General features: G+C 44.8%; 11 protein-coding genes, 10 pseudogenes and 1 other annotated feature. Of the genes and pseudogenes, 13 read left to right on the top strand and 8 right to left on the bottom strand.

The annotated features are described in order from the left end of the window. Positions 1 to 416: 416 nt before the first annotated feature. The 4 genes and pseudogenes from ACJHYO_RS22940 (at position 417) to ACJHYO_RS22925 (ending at position 4812) form a co-directional block, all read left to right on the top strand. On the top strand, positions 417 to 1610 hold the full coding sequence (locus ACJHYO_RS22940) for a CobW family GTP-binding protein (protein ID WP_000450494.1): 1194 nt from the start codon (positions 417 to 419) through the stop codon (positions 1608 to 1610). Positions 1611 to 1772: 162 nt separating this feature from the next. Further along, positions 1773 to 2060 (top strand): annotated as a pseudogene (locus ACJHYO_RS22935) (hypothetical protein); the annotation flags it as partial. Between the two features lie 186 nt (positions 2061 to 2246). After that, positions 2247 to 3636 (top strand): annotated as a pseudogene (locus ACJHYO_RS22930) (ISNCY family transposase). 234 nt (positions 3637 to 3870) lie between these two features. Then, on the top strand, positions 3871 to 4812 hold the full coding sequence (locus ACJHYO_RS22925) for an STM4504/CBY_0614 family protein (protein ID WP_000974762.1): 942 nt from the start codon (positions 3871 to 3873) through the stop codon (positions 4810 to 4812). Positions 4813 to 4940: 128 nt separating this feature from the next. Here the strand turns inward: ACJHYO_RS22925 and tnpA are convergent. The 5 genes and pseudogenes from tnpA to ACJHYO_RS22900 form a co-directional block, all read right to left on the bottom strand. After that, positions 4941 to 5135 (bottom strand): annotated as a pseudogene (tnpA, locus tag ACJHYO_RS22920) (IS200/IS605-like element IS200C family transposase); the annotation flags it as partial. 473 nt (positions 5136 to 5608) lie between these two features. After that, positions 5609 to 6979: a TolC family protein gene (locus tag ACJHYO_RS22915; protein ID WP_001312828.1), complete on the bottom strand. Its 1371-nt coding sequence runs from the start codon at positions 6977 to 6979 to the stop codon at positions 5609 to 5611. A gap of 3 nt (positions 6980 to 6982) precedes the next feature. Continuing rightward, positions 6983 to 8923: a MacB family efflux pump subunit gene (locus ACJHYO_RS22910; protein ID WP_000733250.1), complete on the bottom strand. Its 1941-nt coding sequence runs from the start codon at positions 8921 to 8923 to the stop codon at positions 6983 to 6985. Continuing rightward, complete coding sequence (locus tag ACJHYO_RS22905; RefSeq protein ID WP_000928804.1) at positions 8920 to 10107, bottom strand: efflux RND transporter periplasmic adaptor subunit; 1188 nt, start codon at positions 10105 to 10107, stop codon at positions 8920 to 8922. The genes ACJHYO_RS22910 and ACJHYO_RS22905 overlap by 4 nt, the downstream gene beginning before the upstream one ends. A gap of 594 nt (positions 10108 to 10701) precedes the next feature. Next, positions 10702 to 10970, bottom strand: a pseudogene (locus tag ACJHYO_RS22900) (IS3 family transposase); the annotation flags it as partial. An 81-nt stretch (positions 10971 to 11051) separates the two neighbouring features. Here ACJHYO_RS22900 and ACJHYO_RS22895 point away from each other — a divergent pair. Next, positions 11052 to 11413 (top strand): annotated as a pseudogene (locus ACJHYO_RS22895) (integrase core domain-containing protein); the annotation flags it as partial. 147 nt (positions 11414 to 11560) lie between these two features. On the opposite strand, the pseudogene ACJHYO_RS22890 reads toward ACJHYO_RS22895, so the two are convergent. Then, positions 11561 to 12760: pseudogene (locus ACJHYO_RS22890) on the bottom strand (IS3 family transposase). Beyond that, positions 12363 to 12479: a sequence feature (AL1L pseudoknot), on the bottom strand. It overlaps the preceding pseudogene by 117 nt. A 138-nt stretch (positions 12761 to 12898) precedes the next feature. Here ACJHYO_RS22890 and ACJHYO_RS22885 point away from each other — a divergent pair. The 5 genes and pseudogenes from ACJHYO_RS22885 to ACJHYO_RS22865 form a co-directional block, all read left to right on the top strand. Beyond that, positions 12899 to 13122 (top strand): annotated as a pseudogene (locus ACJHYO_RS22885) (integrase core domain-containing protein); the annotation flags it as partial. 1252 nt (positions 13123 to 14374) lie between these two features. Further along, complete coding sequence (locus ACJHYO_RS22880; protein WP_000280980.1) at positions 14375 to 15328, top strand: omptin family outer membrane protease; 954 nt, start codon at positions 14375 to 14377, stop codon at positions 15326 to 15328. Between the two features lie 432 nt (positions 15329 to 15760). Then, entirely contained in the window at positions 15761 to 16870 is a 1110-nt protein-coding gene (locus ACJHYO_RS22875) for an SDR family oxidoreductase (RefSeq protein ID WP_410232578.1), read from the top strand. Between the two features lie 68 nt (positions 16871 to 16938). Next, entirely contained in the window at positions 16939 to 17841 is a 903-nt protein-coding gene (locus tag ACJHYO_RS22870) for an antimicrobial resistance protein Mig-14 (protein ID WP_001312822.1), read from the top strand. Between the two features lie 682 nt (positions 17842 to 18523). Beyond that, entirely contained in the window at positions 18524 to 19264 is a 741-nt protein-coding gene (locus tag ACJHYO_RS22865) for a tyrosine-type recombinase/integrase (protein WP_001066954.1), read from the top strand. A gap of 284 nt (positions 19265 to 19548) precedes the next feature. Here the strand turns inward: ACJHYO_RS22865 and ACJHYO_RS22860 are convergent, their stop codons facing one another. Further along, the gene (locus ACJHYO_RS22860) at positions 19549 to 20526 is read right to left on the bottom strand and encodes a RepB family plasmid replication initiator protein (protein WP_000361611.1); all 978 of its coding nucleotides are present in this window, start codon (positions 20524 to 20526) and stop codon (positions 19549 to 19551) included. 745 nt (positions 20527 to 21271) lie between these two features. Between ACJHYO_RS22860 and ACJHYO_RS22855 the strand changes: the two are divergent. The 3 pseudogenes from ACJHYO_RS22855 to ACJHYO_RS22845 all read left to right on the top strand — a co-directional run. After that, a pseudogene (locus ACJHYO_RS22855) lies at positions 21272 to 21601 on the top strand (IS21 family transposase); the annotation flags it as partial. Next, positions 21594 to 21701: pseudogene (locus ACJHYO_RS22850) on the top strand (AAA family ATPase); the annotation flags it as partial. The pseudogenes ACJHYO_RS22855 and ACJHYO_RS22850, both read left to right, overlap by 8 nt. A 60-nt stretch (positions 21702 to 21761) precedes the next feature. Beyond that, positions 21762 to 22275: pseudogene (locus tag ACJHYO_RS22845) on the top strand (DUF4113 domain-containing protein); the annotation flags it as partial. Positions 22276 to 22454: 179 nt separating this feature from the next. On the opposite strand, the gene ACJHYO_RS22840 reads toward ACJHYO_RS22845, so the two are convergent. Beyond that, the coding region (locus tag ACJHYO_RS22840; protein WP_000851394.1) for an IS1 family transposase at positions 22455 to 22550 on the bottom strand (96 nt) is incomplete at its 5' end.

Genomic DNA, 22550 nt, shown 5'->3' with positions numbered 1-22550 from the left:
AGATACGACAACAGGGTGAATAGACAGGAAAAATAGAATGATGCAGCTCTCTTTTTTACAAATGACTGACTCTCTGATATCTAGAACAGATAACGCTCCCGGAATATACTTTATCTAGGTGCTATCACTGATACGAAGAGACATATTCGAATAAAAATACAACAACTAGCAATCTGTAATTACTTTCAGGAGGTCACACCTCCCACTCCTGTTCAGAACAAATCTTCCCCCGGAGATAAAAATGGTGATAATTATGCTGATGGAGACTAAATACCAATAAGTCCGGTGCGTTCTGTGGCAGGTTGAGACCTCACAGGAAAAACGACAACAACTCCCGTCGACGTTATGCGATTCAATCCGGATGCTCTTTGTACCACCAAGCGCCTTCCTCGCTAACTAACTGGTGTACTGCTGATATGGAAACAACATCTGTCATCATTCTCAATGGCTTCCTCGGCGCAGGGAAAACCACTCTGCTGAAAAACCTGCTCATACAGGCACACGAAAAACAGCTTTCAGTCTCTGTCATAGTCAATGACATGAGCGAACTGGATGTGGACGGCGTGCTGATCGCCAACACAGATATTGTAGATGCAAAAGACAATAATTTCGTAAGTATCACCGCAGACAGCATCAGCAGCCCCGCAGGCCTCAAAAAGATGGATCTCGCAATTAACCACCTGCTTGATCACAACAAGCCGGATGTGATGCTGATTGAAACCTCCGGAAGCAGTCATCCGCTTCCTCTGGTCAAATACCTGCGTCGCCATTCACGTGTACGCCTGAAGGCGTTTTTAACACTCGTTGATACTGTCATGCTCCATGAAGATTACAATGATGGGAAAAAACTGATCCCCACTCTTCAGGAAAATCTCCGGCATAACAAACGCGGCCTGGAGAATTTGCTGGCCGAGCAAATCATGTTCTGCAACAGGCTGCTGCTGACCAGAAATGACCGCCTGCCCTTTGACATTATCTCCGCTGTGGCAAAAGCCATACACCCACTTAACCCCTCCGTGGATGTGCTCGCGGTATCATGGGGAAATATTGAACTGAGCACATTACTGGCGATCCCGGACTACAATTTTGACCGTGTTGAGTTACTCATCAGTGAACTGGAAGCACTTGTAGGAAACATGGATACTCCGTGCAACAATGAGGAACTTATATGGCGCGTCATCAGGGACGACAGGCCATTCCATCCGCAAAGATTATGGGATACCTGTCACCGCTTTATGGGCATGGGCGTTTATCGCAGTAAAGGTTTTTTTTGGCTCCCCGGGAGAGATGATCTTGCCCTGCTCTGGAATCAGTCAGCAGGAAGCATCAGTCTGGCGCTCATTGGCTACTGGAAAGCTGGAGTACTGGAACATACTGACAATAATTTAACTCGTGAAGAACGTTCAGCGCTACAGCGACACATCGACACAGCCTCTGGGCGATTTGGCGATCGCTGCTGTCAGTTGACTATCATTGGCAATGCCACTGAAGTTAATGATTTTACACATGCCTTATCCCTTTGCTTGTTGACTGAAGAAGAAATTCAGTGGTGGATGTCGGGTGGAGTATTCCCTGATCCATGGCCACAGAAAGTTACCCGCCTGTCCTGACAGAAATTGCATTCATATCAGGCGTCCTGTTGCATCTGGTGCAGGCAGTGGCCCCAGAAGGGCTCTCCATACCATCTCGTATCATAGCCGGGGGAGAGCTGAAACACACGTCACGAGAATAGTTGCATTATAGTGGGTATGCAGAGTAGCTACCTGGGAGGTCTTTCGACCGCTGACTCTGACTACCGGGTTAATGAAACACGCCAGTTCGCTCGGATGTTGGGACTTAAATCGAAGAACACGGCGGTGCGGAGTCCGGTGAGTAATGGAATAGCAGAGAGCTTCATGAAAACAATAAAACGTGACTACATCAGTATCATGCCCAAACTTGTGGTCTGTTTTTTATGGAGCAGTTTGTGCTCAGTACTCAGAAAAAATATTTTAGAGCCTGTAGAGCAGATGAATGCGTGGATTAGGGGAGCGATTAATAAGAAAAAGAAGTGGAAATAGAAGCAGTAAGCTTCATGAAGTAAGTTAATATTCAATGTTATTTAACATAAGATAGATTGTGCGCACAAACATTGTAGAGGCTCAATGCTAATGTCTATTTGTGGCTCATTAGGAATGTCCAGGCTATAGTTTCTCAGATCCCTATGTCTAGACAACGACTCACTTTTTCCTGATGAGGAGTTTTCTATGGCTATAAATGACGCCGGAATGTTCACCGTGAAAGAAATCAATCGCCTCAAAATCCTTCAGGATGTCATCGATCGCAATATCCGTCCTGGACAGGCTGCCGAAATGCTGGGCATCACGCCACGTCATTGCAGCCGTCTGCTCAAACGTTATCGCCAGTATGGGCCGCTTGGCATGAACAACCAGAGTCGTGGCCGCACTGGTAACCGTCTGTTGCCAGCGTCACTGACAGATCAGGCACTCAGTATAATCCGGGAGCACTACCGTGATTTTGGCCCCACGCTAGCGCGGGAAAAGCTGGAGGAAGTTCACGGTCTGGTCCTTGGAAAGGAAACCATCCGACGTCTCATGATAAAGGCCGGACTCTGGATTCCCCGCAGACAACGCGCACCGAAAATTCATCAGCCTCGTTACCGGCGTCCTTGTACTGGCGAGCTGATACAAATTGATGGCTGCGACCACCACTGGTTTGAAAACCGGGGGCGACCCTGTTCTGCCCTGGTCTATGTTGACGATGCCACCAGTCGCCTGATGCACCTGCTGTTTGTGAAATCTGAGTCCACATTTACCTATTTTGAAGCTACACGTGGCTATATCGAGAAATACGGTAAACCGATGATCCTCTACAGCGATAAAGCCAGCGTATTCAGAGTCAATAATAAGCACGCCACCACCGGCCCCGGCGAAACCCAGTTTGCCAGGGCCATGCGCTGCCTTAATATTACTCCTTTGTGTGCTGAAACCAGCCAGGCAAAAGGCCGCGTTGAACGTGCTCATTTGACACTTCAGGACCGACTCGTTAAGGAGCTCAGGCTTAAGGGGATCTGTACAATAGAAGCGGCCAATGCATTTGCAGAAGGATTATAACCGGCGCTTTGCCAAAGAACCCTTGCATGATTTTAACGCGCACCGGCCGCTGGCATTAGACGATGACCTTGATGCAGAATTTACCTAGCGAGAGCCTCGCCGGGTATCAAAAAATCTGACTGTACAATACGATAAAATGCTCTATCTGATTGAGGACAACGAGTACAGTCGAAGAGCCATCGGCAAGTATATTGATGTCTGGCATTATCCTGACGGACATAAGGAGCTGCGACTAAATGGCGTGCTGCTGCCCTACTCCACCTATGACCGGCTTTCTGAGGTTGATCCCGTCGCCATTGTAGATAACAAGAGACTTGGCCATGTGTTGGATGTTGCCCGTCAGGTCCAGAGAAAACGGGACAATAATCGCTCACAATCGTTACCTTGTTCTGGTGATGAGCCTTCCCGCAGACGGCACGCCCCTAGCATCAACAAATCTCAGCGCTCACTGAACGAAGATGACCTACTTGAAGCCATGATAAAGCTTCAGGGAAGCTCTGAGGCCATCTTTGGTAAAAGGTGAACTTGGCGGAAACCTCGTACTAACTGACCAACGGCGATGTGTGCGCTATCTTTCGGCTATTGCAATCAAAGCCAGAGAAGATTTCTGAGAAATGCAAATAACTTCAATGATATTATATACAAAGGAAACCGAGGTAAAATTCGGGTGTCACAGAACCCCGAACCGCTTCGCGGTGCAAAGAGCCAAACAGCAAGTATCACAGAACAGCATGTAAAAAAATCTTGAGGCTATTTCATGGCAATTATTAATATTTATTCTAAGAGACAAAGAAAAATTCGTGGCGAAGTAAATGACGTATATCAATATAACAATATTCCACATGCACTCAGGGTGCAAATTATTAAAATAATAACTGATTCTATCGGCTTCCCCTCTTCTAATGAACGCTACACATCGTATAGAAATGAAGCTGACAAAGTATATGCATATATCCATGAGATACTTTCTAAGGAATATGGTGTTTTTTCTTTGAAGGAATTTGCAAAGAATGACTTTGACGCTCTTGTCGACTTTTTCCTTAAAGAGAGAAATACAGAGAAATGCCTAGATTTCATAGAAATATGCTTCCAGATACTAGTGAGCCACGTTGCGAAAAACCATTATGAATTCAAAGACATAACAAGTCAAAGTCCTGGAGATGCAGTTATTGAACTAAATGAAAGGTTTAGAGAACATGGGGTTGGTTATCAGTTTGAATCTGAAGAGATAATAAGGATAGACTCTCAATTGATTCATGCTGATGTCGTAAAGCCAACCCTGATTCTTTTAAGTGGAGAACCCTTGTTTGAAGGCGCCAATGATGAATTCCTTGCTGCGCATGAGCATTACAGGCATAAGCGTTATAAAGAATGTCTAAATGATTGTCTGAAATCATTTGAAAGTATAATGAAAGCAATACATGATAAGAATAACTGGAAATATAGTCCTAATGATACAGCATCAAAACTAATAAATAGCTGTTTAAGTCAAAATTTAATTCCGGCATATTTACAAAGCCAGTTCACAAGTCTGAAAACAATGCTGGAAACAGGAATTCCAACCATCAGAAACAAAAATGCAGGTCATGGGCAAGGAGCTGATATTAAAGAGGTTCCGGAAGAATTGGTAAGCTATATGCTTCATCTTACTGCTACAAATTTACTATTTCTCTTAAAATGCGAGAAGAACATTAAGTGATGGTTCGCATAATGACGTTATGCTAAAGAGGCCGCTGCGGGAGGGATTTTCGCAGCGGCCTTTTCAATATATGGACATTTATAATGAGCCAGTGATTAGACATTTTCACTGAGCTTTGACAAACATTGTAGCATATGGATATGATCTGCACAGCATTCAGCTTCCAGAATCCGTACACTTTTCCACTCACACAGCTTTCTCAAAATACAGCCTATTGCTCTACGCTTCTCTCTGTAGAACACCTGTCTTCGGTATTTTGGCGCAAATACTATGTGATATTTACAGTTCCATCGGGTGTGCGCTAAGCTCTTTTCGTTCCCCATTGGGACCCCCTTTTGATTTCTTGTTTGACACTTGCAGTTGCCAGACCGCAAGGTGTTTTAATAAATCAAAAGGGGTTTTAATAACTGGCTCAAAGCTGAAAGCTTTCCGGAACCCCCAGCCTAGCTGGGGGGTTTCTATGCACAAGAAAACGGCTCCCTGTTGTAGAAGCCGTTATAGTGCCGCAGTTTAAGGAGCGGTCAATTGATCCTTAATTGCTCGGCATTACGCTATGCCGGTGGATATTTATCGAGTTTGATGACTGCTTTGATGATCACTTTTAAGAAAAGATATTTACACAGAATGGTAAACATGCTCGTGACACGCAATACTGCTCTGCTGAAGTGAATAGCATTGCGCTTAACAGTGATTTTTTGTTTTCAAGAGCAGGTAAAGCTCAAATGTCAATGGCTATGGTGTTTTCAGCTGTGGCTATTTTTCACTCCTTATTGCTCCTGGTTGTCCCCAATTAGACTTAAGGAAAGGTTGATGCCCCGCCAAACTCAAGATAAATTTTTGCTAGATTCTGCAACTGATTGAAGCGGTTTTCATCCAGTCGCAGCTCCGCCTGACGACGTTTTTCCTGAGCATCAAGCCAGAATGAAATACGTACTGCACCATGCCGGTAACGAACTTCGTTTAACCACTCTGACTTACGTGCAAGTTCCAGTTCTTCCCTGAGTCTTGTCTCCTGAAGCAGCAACTGGTTACGAAATGAAAGCGCGTCCTCTATACTGCTCATTGCCTTATAAAGTAGCTGTTTAAACTCCAGCACTCGCTGTTCGTAATCGTTACGGGCAATTTTTACCTCTATGTCCCGCTGTCGCCACTCCAGGAACGGTAGCGTCAGGTTAGCGCCTACGGAACCGACCGGATTATGCAGTAATGCCAGTAGCGAAGCGCTGCTGGTACCCAAAGCGCCTGTCAGGTTGAAGGTGGGGTAATATTCGCTACGCTTGATATCAACCGTAGCTAGCGCCTCACGCAACTGCCACTCTTTAGCACTTATGTCAGGCCGGCGCATCAGTATGCTGGCAGGAATATTCGCATTGACCTTAGGCAGGCTTCCTTTTGGCAGCGTTGTGGGCTCGACTATCTGGCAACCGGGCACGGTGCCGAGCAAAACGGCCTGCTGATTGAGTAGCTGTGAATGTTCTCGTTGTAGCCCTGTAAGCTGGTTCTCTTGCGTGAGCAGGTTTTGCTGCGCGTCAATCACATCCAGCGACGAGATATTTCCTGCACGATAGCGAACCTCGGCCAGACGCAGCGTCTCTTTTGCATAGTCAATACTCTGCTGGAGGGTGGTAATTTGTTGATTTACAAAACCGATACGCCAGTAATTATTGCTGGCCTCTGAAAGCAGCATCAGGCGCGCGGAGCGAAAATCTTCTTCACTGGCATGGACTGCCCACTCAGCAACATCACGCTGACGGGCAATTTTTCCCCAGAGATCCAGCTCATAGCTGGTGCCAAGGCTGGCAGAACCGCTTTTTGCCCAGCCGGACGAGTTATTCAGCTGTTTTTTTCCGTCCATACTCAGTGCCGCCTTTAGTGCAGGAGTATTGGTGATACCTGTTCTTTCCGCATCCAGCTGCGCCCGATGTATCCGCAGTGCAGCTATAGCTATGTCGTTATTACTTGTCATCACCAGGTGAAGCCAGTTATCGAGATTAGGATCGTTAAATTCTTCCCAGTCAAACGGGGATGTATTTCCGTCCACATCGCCCTTGGTCCAGTTGATGGGATAGTTCACTTCGGGAGCGCGATAGTCACTTTTCAGCACGTTTGTGCAACCTGAACAGAGTGCGGTGATAAGGCATAAAGTCAACGATGATAAAATTTTCATATATTATTCGCTGGCCAGTGAAATAACCGGGTCCATCCTTGCTGCCTTGCGGGCTGGGAGATACCCGAAGATTATGCCAATTAAGGTTGAGCAAAAAAATGCAGCAACAGCAGCCTGCCACGAATATATAGCTGCGAATATCCCGTCCGCCAGAGCGTTAAAGAGCGCACCTGTGATATACGACAGTGCAATACCGAGTGCGCCACCAATCAGGCAAACCAATACGGCCTCAATAATAAACTGTTGCATAATGTCGCTGCGTCTCGCGCCAACCGCCATTCGTACGCCAATTTCATGAGTTCGTTCCGTTACAGAAATCAACATGATGTTCATCACCCCGATACTGCCGATCATTAGTGAGATACATGCGACCATAAGAATTAAAATACTGAAGGTCATTGAGGTGTGTTCGATAGACTTTCTTATTTGTTCAAAGTTATAAAGCTGGAAGTCTTTTATGCCGTGACGCCGGGTTAATAGTTGGGAGATAGCGCTGATTGCAGCCTCGTTATCCACATTGTCTTTTAGCCTGACGCTAATACCGGTCAGAACTGGTTTACCCACAATACGGTACATCACCGTGCTGTAAGGCATCCACACAGTAATGCGATTTGATGCATCACTACGGTTGTTACTTTTAGCGATGCCAACCACTCGTGCTGGTACAGAACCAAGAAAGACTATTTGCCCCAGAGCCTGTAACCCTGTGTTGTCGAAAATGGCCTTACGAGTATTCTCATCGATAATAACTTCCTGTAGAGCGTTGCGATCGTCTCTAAAAGTAGTCCCTTGCAACAACTCAATACCTTTTACCCGGAAATGTTCCCGCCCAACGCCGTTAATGGACGCTATCGCAGATTTACCCAGAAAACGAATGTTGTCTGAAGCGCTAACTTCCGGGCTGACGCTATCGATAAACCCTTGCTTCGCCAGTGCATTTGCGTCAGCAGGTACCAATGTTCTAATACTCTCAATGCTGTCATCGAACAAATCCTGCCCGGGATAAATGCTGACCACGTTTGTCCCCAGACTTTTAATCTCTTCCAGTGTTTCTTGCCTGGCTCCTTCACCCAATGCCACAACAGTGACAACGGAGGCGATACCAAAAACAATCCCGATCATGGTAAGCGTGGTGCGTAAGCGATGCGTCTTCATCGCTTTTAGCGCCATTTGCATCGATTCACGCGTTCGATCGAGCAGTGTTTTCCAATAGCTTTGCCGGATTCTGTTGGTTTTTGGTAGTGTTTCCGTCGCAGATACGCAACCTCCACTATCAGCGATGATTTCGCCATCACACAGCTCAATGATTCGCTTTGCGTGCCGGGCGACCTTCATATCGTGGGTCACCATTACTACAGTATGACCACGTCGATTAAGTTCATTCAGAATGGCTAACACTTCTTGCCCGGATTGCGAATCCAGAGCACCAGTTGGCTCATCCGCCAAAATTATCTTTCCACCGTTGATCAGTGCTCGGGCAATACTGACGCGTTGCTGCTGACCGCCTGAAAGTTCGCAAGGTTTATGATGCTCACGTCCTTCCAGTCCCAGTCTGCCCAGCAACGCCGTTGCACGTTGCCGACGGCTGTCGCGTTCGCTGTTGGCGTAAATGGCCGGGATCTCCACGTTACCAAGTGCGCTAAGATCAGGTATCAAATGGTAGCGCTGGAATATAAAGCCAATGTGTTCCCGGCGCACTCTAGCCAGCTCATCGGGTGAAAGACAGGCGGCATTTTGTCCGTCGATGTAGTAATCACCTCTATTGGGTACGTCAAGGCAACCCATTATGTTCATTAAGGTTGATTTGCCTGAGCCAGAGGCTCCAATGATTGCCACCATTTCTCCAGCAACGATTGTCAAATCGACATTTTTCAGGACGGTCCGCGTTTGATCTCCGTTGCCATAAGTTCGGCTAACCCCTTTTAACTCAATAAGTTTTTTCACAGCATAATCCTTTCTTCGGGCTCTTTCTTATCCGGCAGCGACAGCACGACATTTTCTCCGACATTTAAACCTTCGAGGATCTGAATATCCACGCTGTTCGTGATACCAGTTTTCACATTCCGGGGTTCCAGCCTGCCATCTGCTGCCAGCACCAGGACCTGTTGCTTCTTCCCCTCATTTCTGTGCACTGCCTGAATGGGTACCAGCAGTGTATTTTGGGCTTCATCAGTAATCAGGGTAACCTGAGCAGTCATGGCAATACGAAGTCGATTTTCTGGGTTAGGCACATCGAATAGAGCATTGTAATAAACGGACGCATTTGAAGTTCCGGAGCCTGATGCTGAAGTGTTGCTGGCGAGAGAGTCATCTTTCATTACCGATTCTGGTGCCAGTTCAACGGCACGCAGTGTTGCGCTGTAGTGCTTGTCCGGTTCGGAGAAGATAGAGAAGCGGGCTTTTTGCCCCACAGAAATACGGGTTATATCAGCCTCGGAGATCTGTGCTTTAATGGTCATGACATCCAGACGAGCGAGTTTAATAATTGTTGGGGCACTCTGGTTTGAGTTAACGGTTTGCCCTTGCTGAGTGACAATGGCAATAACAATTCCATCCATTGGCGCTACGACTCGCGTATATTCAAGGGCAAGCTTTTTCTTATCTACTTCTATCTGTGCCTGGACCAGTTTGGCATTCAGAGAATGTAATTCAGCGCGAGTGGTCGCAAGCATTGCCTCCGCAGACTCAAAATCTTCGTGTGAGCTGGCATTTTCTCTTAGCATCCGGAGCTGGCGTTTAAAACGCAGTTCAGCCTGTTTCAGGAGCGCCTGCTTGGATTGAAGTTCTGCTTTCACTTCGTTGAGTGCAGCTTCGGCATTACGCAAATCGTTACACTGAGGTAGGTCGTCAATTTCGGCAATCAACTGCCCTTTAGTCACATGGTCGCCCTGTTTCACTTTCAGTGATTTTAATTGCCCTGATACCTGTGCCCCTACGTTTACCCGTTCAATTGCATCAATACGGCCTGTCGCCAGAACAGAATTTTCTATATCGCCTTTGCGCACCGGGGCAGTAATATATTCTGGCACATCAGAGCTTCTCAGAAAGGTGAACAAAACGGTGATAATAATGATCAACAGTGTCAAGGTACAAATGATGGCGCGGTGAGAAATATATTTCATTAACATTGTCCATGTTTTCCATAACAATGAAAGTGGTATTCTGGGTTTTCTTAGTTAATGCCCAGCATCTACTGGAAAAATATACTTATTTGGAATTAATCATAATCAAGATTATTATTTATTTGCGTAAATTGGGCTAACCCCCTCTCGCTTTGTTTCAACAGTATTACTAATTACCGGGAAAGCCTGACAAGATTTCGTATTAAGGTGTTATCTACGCCCATTATACTTTAATACATCAAGTAATTAATTCACTAACCTCTCTTTCGTTTCACTGGACTTTACGGCTGTAAAATAGCTTTTATCTTGCAGATGAAAACTCTGCTCAGGAAAGTGCCTTTAGTTCTAATGGATGGTGAGTTTTACGCTTGTCTTTGTAACCAGGAAGAGAGGCGTAGACAGTAAAGTTCCTCGCTCCCTCATCTTGGCATTCGGTGAACTATAGACAAGAGTCAATAAACCAAACTGCAACAACATAGTCATTTTGGGAGTAAGATTATTAGTCTTAACGTCTCATATAGCTGGTATGAAGAAATTTTCATGTATACTTGATAAACGTATCGTCAACAACCGATAAAAAGTGAGCCATTTATATCTCCATCAATGATCTAATATTGAATCGCCACGAGTAGTCTTACTCCTTCCAAGTTGTTGATAATAATTGTTTTTATATTCTATTGTTGACATCTGTTCGCAGGAACCATGCCGACGCTTATTGTTATAAAACATTTCGATGTTCAAAAATATCGTTGGAGGCGTCTTCCCGCGTTCCGAAGAGCTTTTTCTTTATCCGTTCACGCTTCAGTAACTGGAAAAAATTCTGCAAGCGTATCGTGGTAATTACTGCGACGGAGCATACACTCCTCCAGGTCTTATGATTTCAGGAACGACTGTCATTCATGGCTTGTTTACTGACAACCAGCATCGTTTTTGGGGATTACGCCGCTATACAGGTGTGGTGCGGTGATGTGACCTATATCTGGACGGGTAAGCCCGGCGGGGTGATGTTCCACAGCGATACGAGCAGGCAGTTCCGGCAGTTATTGTGGCGATACCAGATCAGGCAGAGTATGAGCCGGCGCGGAAACTGCTGGGATAACAGCCCAATGGAACGCTTCTTCAGGAGTCTGAAGAACGAATGGATGCCGGTGGTGGGTTACGAAGCTTCTGCGAGGCCGCTCACGCCATAACGGTCTATATCGTTGGATATTACAGCGCACTAAGACCGCACGAATATAACGGTGGGTTATCCCCAAACGAATCGGAAAATCGATACTGGAAAAACTCTAACTCGGTGGCCAGTTTTTGTTGACCACTTCACACGTTCAATGTCGTTGATGACTTTAACTATGAGGCGTTGTCGATTGAAAACAATCTGAATCTGCCAGCTTCACAAGTGGTAGCGGTACTCTGTAGGTGAACCGCCCCGGGTTTCCTGGAGAGTGTTTTATCTGTGAACTCAGGCTGCCAGATCATCGTTTCCGATGGAAGCATAATAAGCTTTTTCTGCTTCTGCCGGAGGAGTATGGCCCAGCCTTTCCAGCAATCGTCGATTGTTATACCAGTCCACCCACGTGAGTGTGGCCAGTTCCACTTCTGCACGGTTTTTCCAGCTCTTACGGTGTATTACCTCCGCTTTGTAAAGGCCATTGATGCTCTCCGCCATCGCGTTGTCATACGAGTCGCCTGTACTTCCTGTTGATGCCAGTAATCCGGCTTCCTTAAGCCGCTGTGTGTAGGCCAGCGATACATACTGAGAACCTTTATCACTGTGATGGACTGTGCCGGACGGTCGACGGGCCCATAACGCCTGCTCCAGAGCATCCAGCACAAATGTCGTTTCCATAGACGATGAGACCCGCCACCCCACGATGTATCCGGCAAACACATCAATGATGAACGCCACATAGACGACCCCCTGCCATGTGCTGACGTAAGTAGAATCAGCCACCCACAACTGGTCAGGACGTTCTGCCACGAACTGACGGTTTACGCGGTCGCCTGCGACAACGGCTTTCCGGCTGACGGTAGTGCGGACCTTTTTACCCCGGAGAACACCGGAAAGTCCCATAACCGCCATGAGGCGCGCCACTGTACATCTGGCCACCCTGATTCCTTCCCGTAACAACTGACGCCAGACTTTACGCACACCGTACATCGTATACGCGCTGTATCTCTCTCTTCAGCCAGTCATCGCGCTGCGCACGGGCACTGCGTTTATCCGGATGATGTCGCTGTTGCTGACAGTGGTAATACGTTGACGGGGCAATATGCAGTTCGCTGCATAGCGGTCCGACCCCGTACTGCTCACGCAGCTTATCCAGCAGTGGCATCATTTTTTCCAGAGGCGGTCGAACTCCGCCTTCGCAAAATAAGCGGAAGCCTGGCGAAGGATATCGTTACTGCGGCGCAGTTCACGATTTTCACGTTCCAGCTCTTTCAGACGCTGACGTTCAGCGGTGGTGAGCCCGCCATCACCGCCTCCGGTATCCCGCTCATGCTGGCGTACCCAGACACGCAGAGTCTCCGGTGTACAGCCAATCTTTGGGGCAATGGAACAAATTGCCGCCCACTGTGAGTCATATTCGCCCTGACTTTCCAGAACCATACGAATCGCCCTCTGACGGACTTCGGGGGAAAAACGAGTATTTTTAGTCATCCTGTTTACCTCTTTCTCAGGGAGTTTAGTCTCCAGGATTCCCGGGGCGGTTCAAGGATTGCGGAAAACCATGTCTATCCAGCTATGATTCGCATAGATTATGGCCAGGATTTTTTTTATCCAACACGGACGTAATGCGCAGAAAAACATGTAGTAAAACTGGAGATTACCCAATCAGGTAAGTTGGCGCAGAACGCTTTTATCGAGAGTTTTAACCGGACATACCGAACAAAAATACTCGGTTTTTGTCTGTTCAGAACGCTGGATGAAAAGCGGGAACTGGCGGCAAACTGGTTGTCAGAATATAACAGTGAACGCCATATCAACCACTTAACCATATGACACTGGAAGAACATCACTAACGCCATTATTTGGTCACGATCTCAAAAGGTGCATGGAACTAAAACGAGTCTGTTTACAACGCAAGATGAGTTATGTTATAAAGTAACAAAATGAGTTGGTAAGCATAAAGTAAAGAGGATAACTTATAGTGCTCCCCTTATTTAAAGCATTTTGTTTTTTTTGTATTCTATTGTTAGGCTCAGTATTAATCCGGGGTAATAATAATCTTATTTCACCAGCGGTTAGACAAGAATTTTTTTTATCGAAAAAAACAACCACATCCTTTTATCAGAAAATTGATGCGTGCTTTAGCAACGTTAATCTTGACTTTACATACAAGTCTGTTGATTACTCAGCATCTACCATTTTGCAATACATTAGAAGATTAATAAGAAAGCTTTACATTAAATAAAAGAGATGCAATCATCAATAAAATAAGAATATCTCGTTAAGAAATATAGCAATATATGTGATATTTCAGGAAATAAGTAATCATACATTTATTGATTTATAAAGTATTATTGGAAGGAAGTGTTACATGTAACGATTTACGCACTCCCCTCCATTACACTAATAAACACCACCGACTTGGTATTTATAAACTTTATAATAAAAACATCATTTTTACTGAAACCAAATAAATATCAATCACGAAGATAATTAACCTATCTGAACAAGTAATTATACTCATATGTTATTAGTTTTCTTATTAATCAGAAAGGAGGGATTTATAAACCAGCAACTTTTTTTGTAGGTGGAGCCACGGTTGATTTCTGATATCAACCACCTGAGTTTATTTTCGTCGAATGGTAATGCCTTGTCGCACAAACGCTATCTGAATAATTAACTGTAATGGCGTTATTGGTATATTTGCCGACATTAACGCTAATAAAAACCCTGATTGCTTCATAATCGCAGGATTTGGCCATTTTGTCTCCCTTTAGATAAGAGTTAACAAAATAAACCCAGGAAGAAGGTACCGGTTTCCATGTTACAGACGTTCCCGGCATAAAGTGTCCGACCAGGGCCTTATTCGCAGTTACCAGCACCCTGTATGCCCTGATATTTCCTGGAACATGGATGACCGGGGCAGTAATCATACCGGGTTTGACTGACTCCCCTGATATTCTGACATAAAAGGGAATAAATAAAGCGACATGCGGCCACATTGTAAACAAACGTTAAACAAAACAGCATTTTTCAGTTGACTACTACGAGTAAATAAAAAAATATTTATCAAAAACAAACGAGTGGAATGGAGTTAACTTGTCTATGTACTTAAAGATTCTTGCTACTGCACTCTCAGCTCCTGTAGCGTTTGCTGCACTGGCTTCTGATACTGGGCTTTCTTTTACACCGGAGAAAATCAGTACGGAGATTGATTTTGGCACTTTAAGTGGCAAGGCCAAAGAACGGGTTTATCTGCCTGAAGAAAAAGGGCGCAAAGCCAGCCAGCTGGACTGGAAATACAGTAATGCGCCAATTGTCAAGGGGGCATTTAACTGGGATCTGTTACCCAGAGTATCTGTCGGTGCCTCAGGGTGGACAACATTAGCTGGTCGTGGAGGCAATATGGTGGACAGGGACTGGCTGGATACGAGCAATCCCGGAACCTGGACTGATGAGAGTAAACATCCGAATACCCGTCTAAATTTTGCTAATGAATTCGACCTGAATATTAAGGGATGGCTCCTGAATCAACCAGACTATCAGTTAGGTCTTATGGCTGGTTACCAGGAAAATCGTTATAGCTTTACAGCAAAAGGAGGCTCTTATATCTATAGTAGTGAGGGAGGCTTCCGGGATGAAACGGGATCATTTCCAGATGGTGAAAGAGCTATAGGCTACAAACAACACTTTAAAATGCCCTATATAGGGTTAACCGGTAATTATCGGTATGATAGCTTTGAGTTCGGGGGGAGTTTCAAATATAGCGGATGGGTGAAGGCATCGGATAATGATGAGCATTACAACCCTGAGAAAAGGATCACCTATCGTAGCGATGTAAATAATCAGAACTATTACTCTGTCTCACTACATGCTGGTTATTATATTACACCTGCAGCTAAAGTTTATGTCGAAGGAACATGGAACCGTATTACTAATAAGAAAGGTGATACTTCTCTGTACTCCAGAAATTTGAATATATCTGATCACACCAAAAATGGTGCAGGCATTGAAAGCTATAACTTTATGACCACAGCTGGTCTGAAGTATTATTTTTAACCTGAAGCATGCCTGTTTTTAACTTTTTCATGACACTTTAAATATGATAAACAAAAGGCCAGCACTTCTGATGGTGGTCTTTTGATTTTTTATAATATGTGGAGGGTATATGTGCTCAACGATAAAAGTGTTTCTGTTAACTCTTGTATTTTTAAAGATGCTGCTCTGCCACTCTTCATGCATAACGACACAGTGTTATCGACATAAAAATAATTGATAAGCGATGTTAATAATATGAATTTTATTATAATTCTATTACTCGTCAATAATAAGAAGACCATCCAATAAAAACACTCGCAATAACCTGAAGGATCCTGTCGTATAAAAATAAACATTGTTTTTACATTTAATCTCTCTTGATTTTGTTTAATCATAGTTTATGTAAGATAATTTATTTTTATAATGATTACATGAAAACAAAAGAGGTTAGATATGAAATTGTTATTACTTACAGGTGCAACAGGATTTCTTGGTGGCGCGGTCCTGGATAAGCTGCTGGATAACTGTAATAATATAAATTTGCTACTTTTAGTACGAGCACCTACTCCACAAGTGGGACTGGAAAGAATTAAAGAAAATATGCGTAAATTTAATGTTTGTGAGGAAAGGTTGCATGCATTAACTAATGATAACATCTTGCCTGGGGATCTAAATAATCCGGAAGCCTTTCTCATGGATCCTCGTCTTGATGAAGTCACTCATGTTATAAACTGTGCGGCTATAGCTTCTTTTGGTAATAATCCTTTTATATGGAATGTGAATGTTACAGGTACACTTGCTTTTGCAAGAAGAATGGCAAAAGTGGCAGGACTGAAACGCTTCCTTCATGTTGGTACTGCTATGTCTTGTACACCTCATACGGGGTCGCTAGTTAAGGAAGAGTCTGCTTCATCAGAAACAGGTGAACATTTAGTGGAGTATACGCATTCAAAAGCAACAATAGAATATCTGATGCGTAAGCAGTGTCCTGATTTACCTTTGTTGGTTGCCCGACCATCAATTATTGTTGGCCACAGTCGTTTAGGGTGCTTACCTTCAACCAGTATTTTCTGGGTATTCAGAATGGGGTTAATGTTGCAAAAATTTATGTGCTCTCTGGATGATAAAATAGATGTTATCCCTGTAGATTATTGTGCTGATGCATTGCTAATGTTGCTTGAAAGTTCGTTAATTAATGGTGAGATTGTTCATATATCAGCAGGTAAAGAAAGTAGTGTGACGTTCTCTGCTATTGACGAAGCTGTAGCCCGTGCTTTGAACTGTGATCCTGTTGGAGACAGATATACTAAAGTCAGTTATGACATACTGGCAATGAGCCGTCATGATTTTAAAAATATTTTTGGTCCCTGTAACGAACGCCTTATGTTAAAAGCCATTCGTTTATATGGAGCGTTCAGTATGCTCAATGTTTGTTTCAGTAACGACAAGCTACTGAGTATCGGAATGCCTAAACCGCCAAAGTTTACTGATTATATTAAATACTGTATAGAAACGACAAAACACCTTTCAATTCAACAACAAATGGAAGTTGATTTTAAATAATATTTATCATAATCAGAATTATTGTTGGTGTTGCACTCATAACATATAAAAACGCCGAGGATATGACTTTGTCAATTAAAAATATAAAGCGCATTATTACGGCCTGGAAACCATCTACATTCGAAACGTACAAAAAAACTTTTGAAAAATACGGTGGTAGTGTAAACATGCATCCGGATGTTGTTTCATACTTTATGATACATCATGACTGGAAGTTTGATTTTTTTCACTATGAAAAAGATGGTGATATCAAAGGCTCATATTTTCTGTGCAATGGAAAACAAATTGGGATAATGGCAAGAAGGTCTTATCCTCTTTCATCTGATGAGGTATTAATTCCTTTTTCCCCACATGCAAGATGTTTTTTTCCGGATAAAACTAATAAATTATCAATTATAAATAAACAAAATATTATCAATGCAACATGGAAAATAGCCAGAAAAAAACAAAATTGTATTATAAAGGAATCTTTTTCACCTAAATTTGAAAAAACTCGCCGAAATGAAATCCAGAGATTTATCAGGAATGGCGGAGAGATTAAGTGTATAAGCCAGTTATCCGATAAAGAAATATCCAGCTCTTATATATCACTTTTTCATTCCCGGTTTGGAGGTACCCTACCTTGCTACGAATATGATAATCTGTTAATGTTTATTTCTCACTTACGAGAACTTATGTTTGGCCATGTGCTATTCTGGGATAATAAACCGTGTGCTATTGATATAGTACTGAAATCTGAAAGCTCATGTAATGTTTATTATGACGTTCCAAATGGTGCAGTTCTGAATGATGAGAATTGTATGAAACTAAGTCCGGGAAGTGTCCTTATGTGGCTGAATATAGATAAAGCACGAAGGTATTGTCAGGATAATAATAAAAAGATGATATATTCTATCGGTGCATTCAGACCTGAATGGAAATATAAACTACTATGGTCTGTTCCCTGTAAGGTTGGTAAATGCTTATGTTAGAATATGTATAAAGGTAAGTAACTATATAAGAGCGTCCAGTCTGCAAATACTCCTCTAAACATGGAGGAGTAGATTTATAATGTCATAACATTTACTAAATCGTTTTACATTAATTTCAAATTTGAAATTAATGTATTTTGATAACTATATATTTTTGATTCCGAAAACAGACATTTCTTTCTTTGAGTCAGGGCTTACACTCAAAATATTAATATTGTTTGTGTGAAGACATATTATTCAATAACGATGGTGAGAAATATCTGTACTTTTTCGCATAATCTAACTATTTACTTAATTGTTCATTCTGTGAACAGAATCTGTTTATTATGTATCAGGTTGATGATGTGATTAAGCAGTCTGAAACCAGAGGAATATGGAGTCAGAAATTTTCAGTTGTCTTTTAAGGGCGTCTGCAGGATTTTTTTTCCGTTTCTGCCTGTCCTGGCATTACCCCAATTCTCCCAAAAACGGTAAACCAGCCCTCAGCCCGCACCATGACTGGCTTAAGACGGGATCCCAGCGGCAAAATGCGCCTTTATGTATTTGGTTTTACCCGCAATAATGCGTGATAATCAAACAAAAGGATCCGCGCGCTGCGATTTATTGTCGTGGAAGGATCCGGGCGTTCAGGTCAGAATACCTGTATCCATAAACAGTGCGTGTGCTACGTGAAAAATAACTCATGAACAATGTCATTCCCCTGCAGAATTCACCTGAACGCGTCTCCCTGTTACCCATTGCGCCGGGGGTGGATTTTGCAACAGCGCTCTCCCTGAGAAGAATGGCCACTTCCACGGGGGCCACACCGGCCTACCTGCTGGCCCCGGAAGTGAGTGCCCTTCTCTTCTATATGCCGGATCAGCGTCACCATATGCTGTTCGCCACCCTCTGGAATACCGGAATGCGTATTGGCGAAGCCCGGATGCTGACGCCGGAATCATTTGACCTGAATGGAGTAAGACCGTTTGTGCGGATCCTGTCCGAAAAAGTGCGTGCGCGACGCGGACGCCCGCCAAAAGATGAAGTGCGCCTGGTTCCGCTGACAGATATAAGCTATGTCAGGCAGATGGAAAGCTGGATGATCACCACCCGGCCCCGTCGTCGTGAACCATTATGGGCCGTGACCGACGAAACCATGCGCAACTGGCTGAAGCAGGCTGTCAGACGGGCCGAAGCTGACGGAGTACACTTTTCGATTCCGGTCACACCACACACCTTCCGGCACAGCTATATCATGCACATGCTCTATCACCGCCAGCCCCGGAAAGTCATCCAGGCACTGGTTGGTCACAGGGATCCACGTTCGATGGAGGTTTATACCAGAGTGTTTGCACTGGATATGGCTGCCACGCTGGCAGTGCCTTTCACAGGTGACGGGCGGGATGCTGCGGAGATCCTGCGTACACTGCCTCCCCTGAGGTGACGGCATACGCGCTTCCTTATATAAGCTGTGGTCAGCAGAACAGACATAACATAAGCTGGAGCATGTATATAAGCTGTAGTGAGTAAGTCATGTTTTATGAAGGGAGCAATGCCTCAGGATCAGGTTACGGGATCACTTACGTAAGGGACAGGCAGATGGCAGCTCAGCTACAGACAGCACTGCAGGAAACAGAATATAAACTGCAGTGAGCAGACCACTCACTGCGCCGGTTAATATAAGCTGTAGTCAGTAAAGGAGCGCTCTTCACTGACTACAGTTTATGTTCAGCGGGATTTGAAGAGTTTTTCCAGGTCATCCAGCGTGATGCCCAGTTTCTCAAGCAGGGCAAGCTTCTCCGCCATCTCCGGACTGACTTTTTCCGCAGGTGAAGGTTGCAACGGATTTTCCTTACTCTCGTCATTCGGCGCTTTTAACCGGGGACGCCGGTAGTGAATACAGAAGAATTTTGTCCGCCCCCGCTGGATCTCCGTGTAATCAAGATATCCAATCTCGCGCAACTGCTCCATTGCCCGTCTGACCGTCTGGTTCTGGGAAAATACAGGAGACTTCAGATTGAGGCGTGCACGCAGCCGCGCCAGCGATATCGGTGCCGGATCCCGGGGCAGGCTCTCTATAAAGGTGTAGAGTGCCTGGGCGGACTCCCGTCGCTTCAGGGCATTAATCGCCTTAAGCTGGAGAAGGACTTTTCTGTCAAACTGGTACAGTTCAAACAGGCGGGGATCGGCCTGTAACTGCACAATATCCCGCTCAGTATCGTAGTAAGCTGACTGTACCAGATGGGTGATATATTCCCGGGTGTGCTTCTCATCGGTACGGGAAAACGAAATCACGGTACCGGCAATGCGCTTCAGGGAAGGGCTGATGCGCTCACGCAGCCTGCGGGATGACTGGCTTGAAGGTATACCACACAGTTTTGCAAACTCAACAAAAGGCAGTTCAACTTTGTCACCAATCACGTTATGGCGGGCAAAGGAATGAATGATCCCCACCCAGGTCTTGAAATCATTATCCATATCCAGGCGGGGGCCGGTGATCTCAACCTTATCGAATCCCTCAGCACGGGCCAGGGAAAGACGTGTCAGCTCTTCCGTGGCATCAGTACGTGACAGTGTATTTTTTTTACTGTTCTTCAGTGATTTAAGGGTCGGTACAAAAACGCCCAGACGCATCAGCGCCACAGGTTGTACGGTGTTGTTATTGTTTGGTGTCAGTGTCACCAGCTCACCGGAGGACTTATCCACCTCGCCGAACAGTTTTTTGATGTCTGAATTTTCGTTTTCCAGAAAGCCTCCAGCCTGTGGACAGTAAAAGAATAAACAGAAAATCGTGTGTCAGAACTCCGCTAACTGACTGAAGAAAAACCTGCAGCCTGTATTTAACAACTGAGTCTGGCATACTGACCATAGTTTATGTCATTAACTTACTTCAGTATATGGATTACTGAATACAGCTTATCATTAGCATGTTACAGTTTATCAGTAACATGCCACAGCTTATGTGATCGTGCTCCCGGCCCATGAGTGACAAGGTTTGCAGCGATATGGGGATCTTTAATGGATCCTTTGTTGATCATTCATGGATCTGTTTACTGGATCGGGCCTCCGGATATGTGGATAAATCATTCCAGAAGGACAGCGCACACAACCGTTTTATGAAAGGGCTTCAGGGCGTACCTGCTCCCTGTAACTACAGATACATTGCGCTTCCTCGCCGGTTCGCGGGCTTCGCCCGGTCACCGGTCTGCGGCGAGCACTGTTTTTTCTGATGTCTGTCTTTACAGGTAATTTTTGACGGAATCTGCCGTACTTCCTGAGCGTACGGTCATATCCGAAGTACACTTCATATGTGTGTTTCAATGCCAGGGATTGTGTATACAAACTACAGGTGTCAGCGCCAGTGATATAAGACGGTAATTCACCATTTGGATTGTCCGCTCCACCCAACATGTTGTTTCCTTAAGGTTCTCACACCAGAAAGGACATCAACATGCTGAGCAGAGAGGACTTTTACATGATAAAGCAAATGCGCCAGCAGGGCGCGTACATTGTCGATATTGCGGCTCAGATTGGTTGCTCTGAACGGACGGTCAGACGCTACCTCAAATACCCTGAACCGCCAGCCAGAAAGACCCGCCACAAAATGGTTAAGCTGAAACCGTTTATGGATTACATCGACATGCGCCTGGCAGAGAATGTCTGGAATAGCGAGGTTATCTTCGCGGAGATTAAGGCAATGGGTTATACGGGCGGACGTTCCATGCTGCGTTACTACATCCAGCCCAAACGTAAAATGCGTCCGTCAAAAAGAACAAGGAGAGAGTTACCGGTTAAAAGAGAAACGTAAAGCTGGAGTGCTGACCAAAAACACAACGCCAATCAGTGATGATGAAATGGTGCAAAGCGGACAGCATCAGTAACGAAAGTATTTAGCGGGCATGAAAATGGCAAATAACGGTCAAACATCGTGGCGTTGACATAGTCGCAGTTTTGGTGAACGAATCACAGACAAAGATGCCATGCACCAGGCTGTTGTTCAGTATGCAGAGCGGGCCGCAGAGAAACTACGTGGGGAGCGTCAGTATTGCCGGCAGGTGACGACATTTGTACGGACATCCCCCTGAACCCTGTTACAGCAATGCCGCTGTGGAAAAGCTTTCATTGCCCACACAGGACAGCCGGGACATTATTGCCGCCGCATGCAGAGCCTTAAACCATGTCTGGCGTGAAGGGTACCGCTATATGAAGGCAGGAGTCATGCTGGCTGATTTCACACCATCGGGTATAGCGCAGCCGGGATTATTTGATGAAATCCAGCCCCGTAAAAACAGTGAAAAGTTAATGAAAACACTCGATGAACTGAACCAGTCGGGAAAAGGGAAAGTGTGGTTTGCGGGGCGAGGAACCGCCCCTGAATGGCAAATGAAACGGGAAATGTTGAGTCAGTGTTATACAACTAAATGGCGAGATATTCCCCTGGCCAGGCTGGGTTAGTTCAGTCATCTCCGAACATATTTTCAGCGTTTCTTCTGGTCTGGTCTTCACCGTCATTTCTCGACAGACTCTGCTCTGTAAGGGGAGTACTGCAATCCACAGACGTATGGAGACCAGATTGTTTTTCCAGTAATTCAATCAATTTCTTTTCAACCGAAAAAGCAGGTAATGACTCCAACTTATTGATAGTGTTTTATGTTCAGATAATGCCCGATGACTTTGTCATGCAGCTCCACCGATTTTGAGAACGACAGCGACTTCCGTCCCAGCCGTGC

The sequence above is a fragment of the Escherichia sp. WS1118 genome (assembly GCF_046487695.1).
Taxonomy (GTDB): domain Bacteria; phylum Pseudomonadota; class Gammaproteobacteria; order Enterobacterales; family Enterobacteriaceae; genus Escherichia; species Escherichia coli.
The sequence above is the reverse complement of the archived record's forward strand: the minus strand, read 5'-3'. Positions and strand labels throughout refer to the sequence as shown.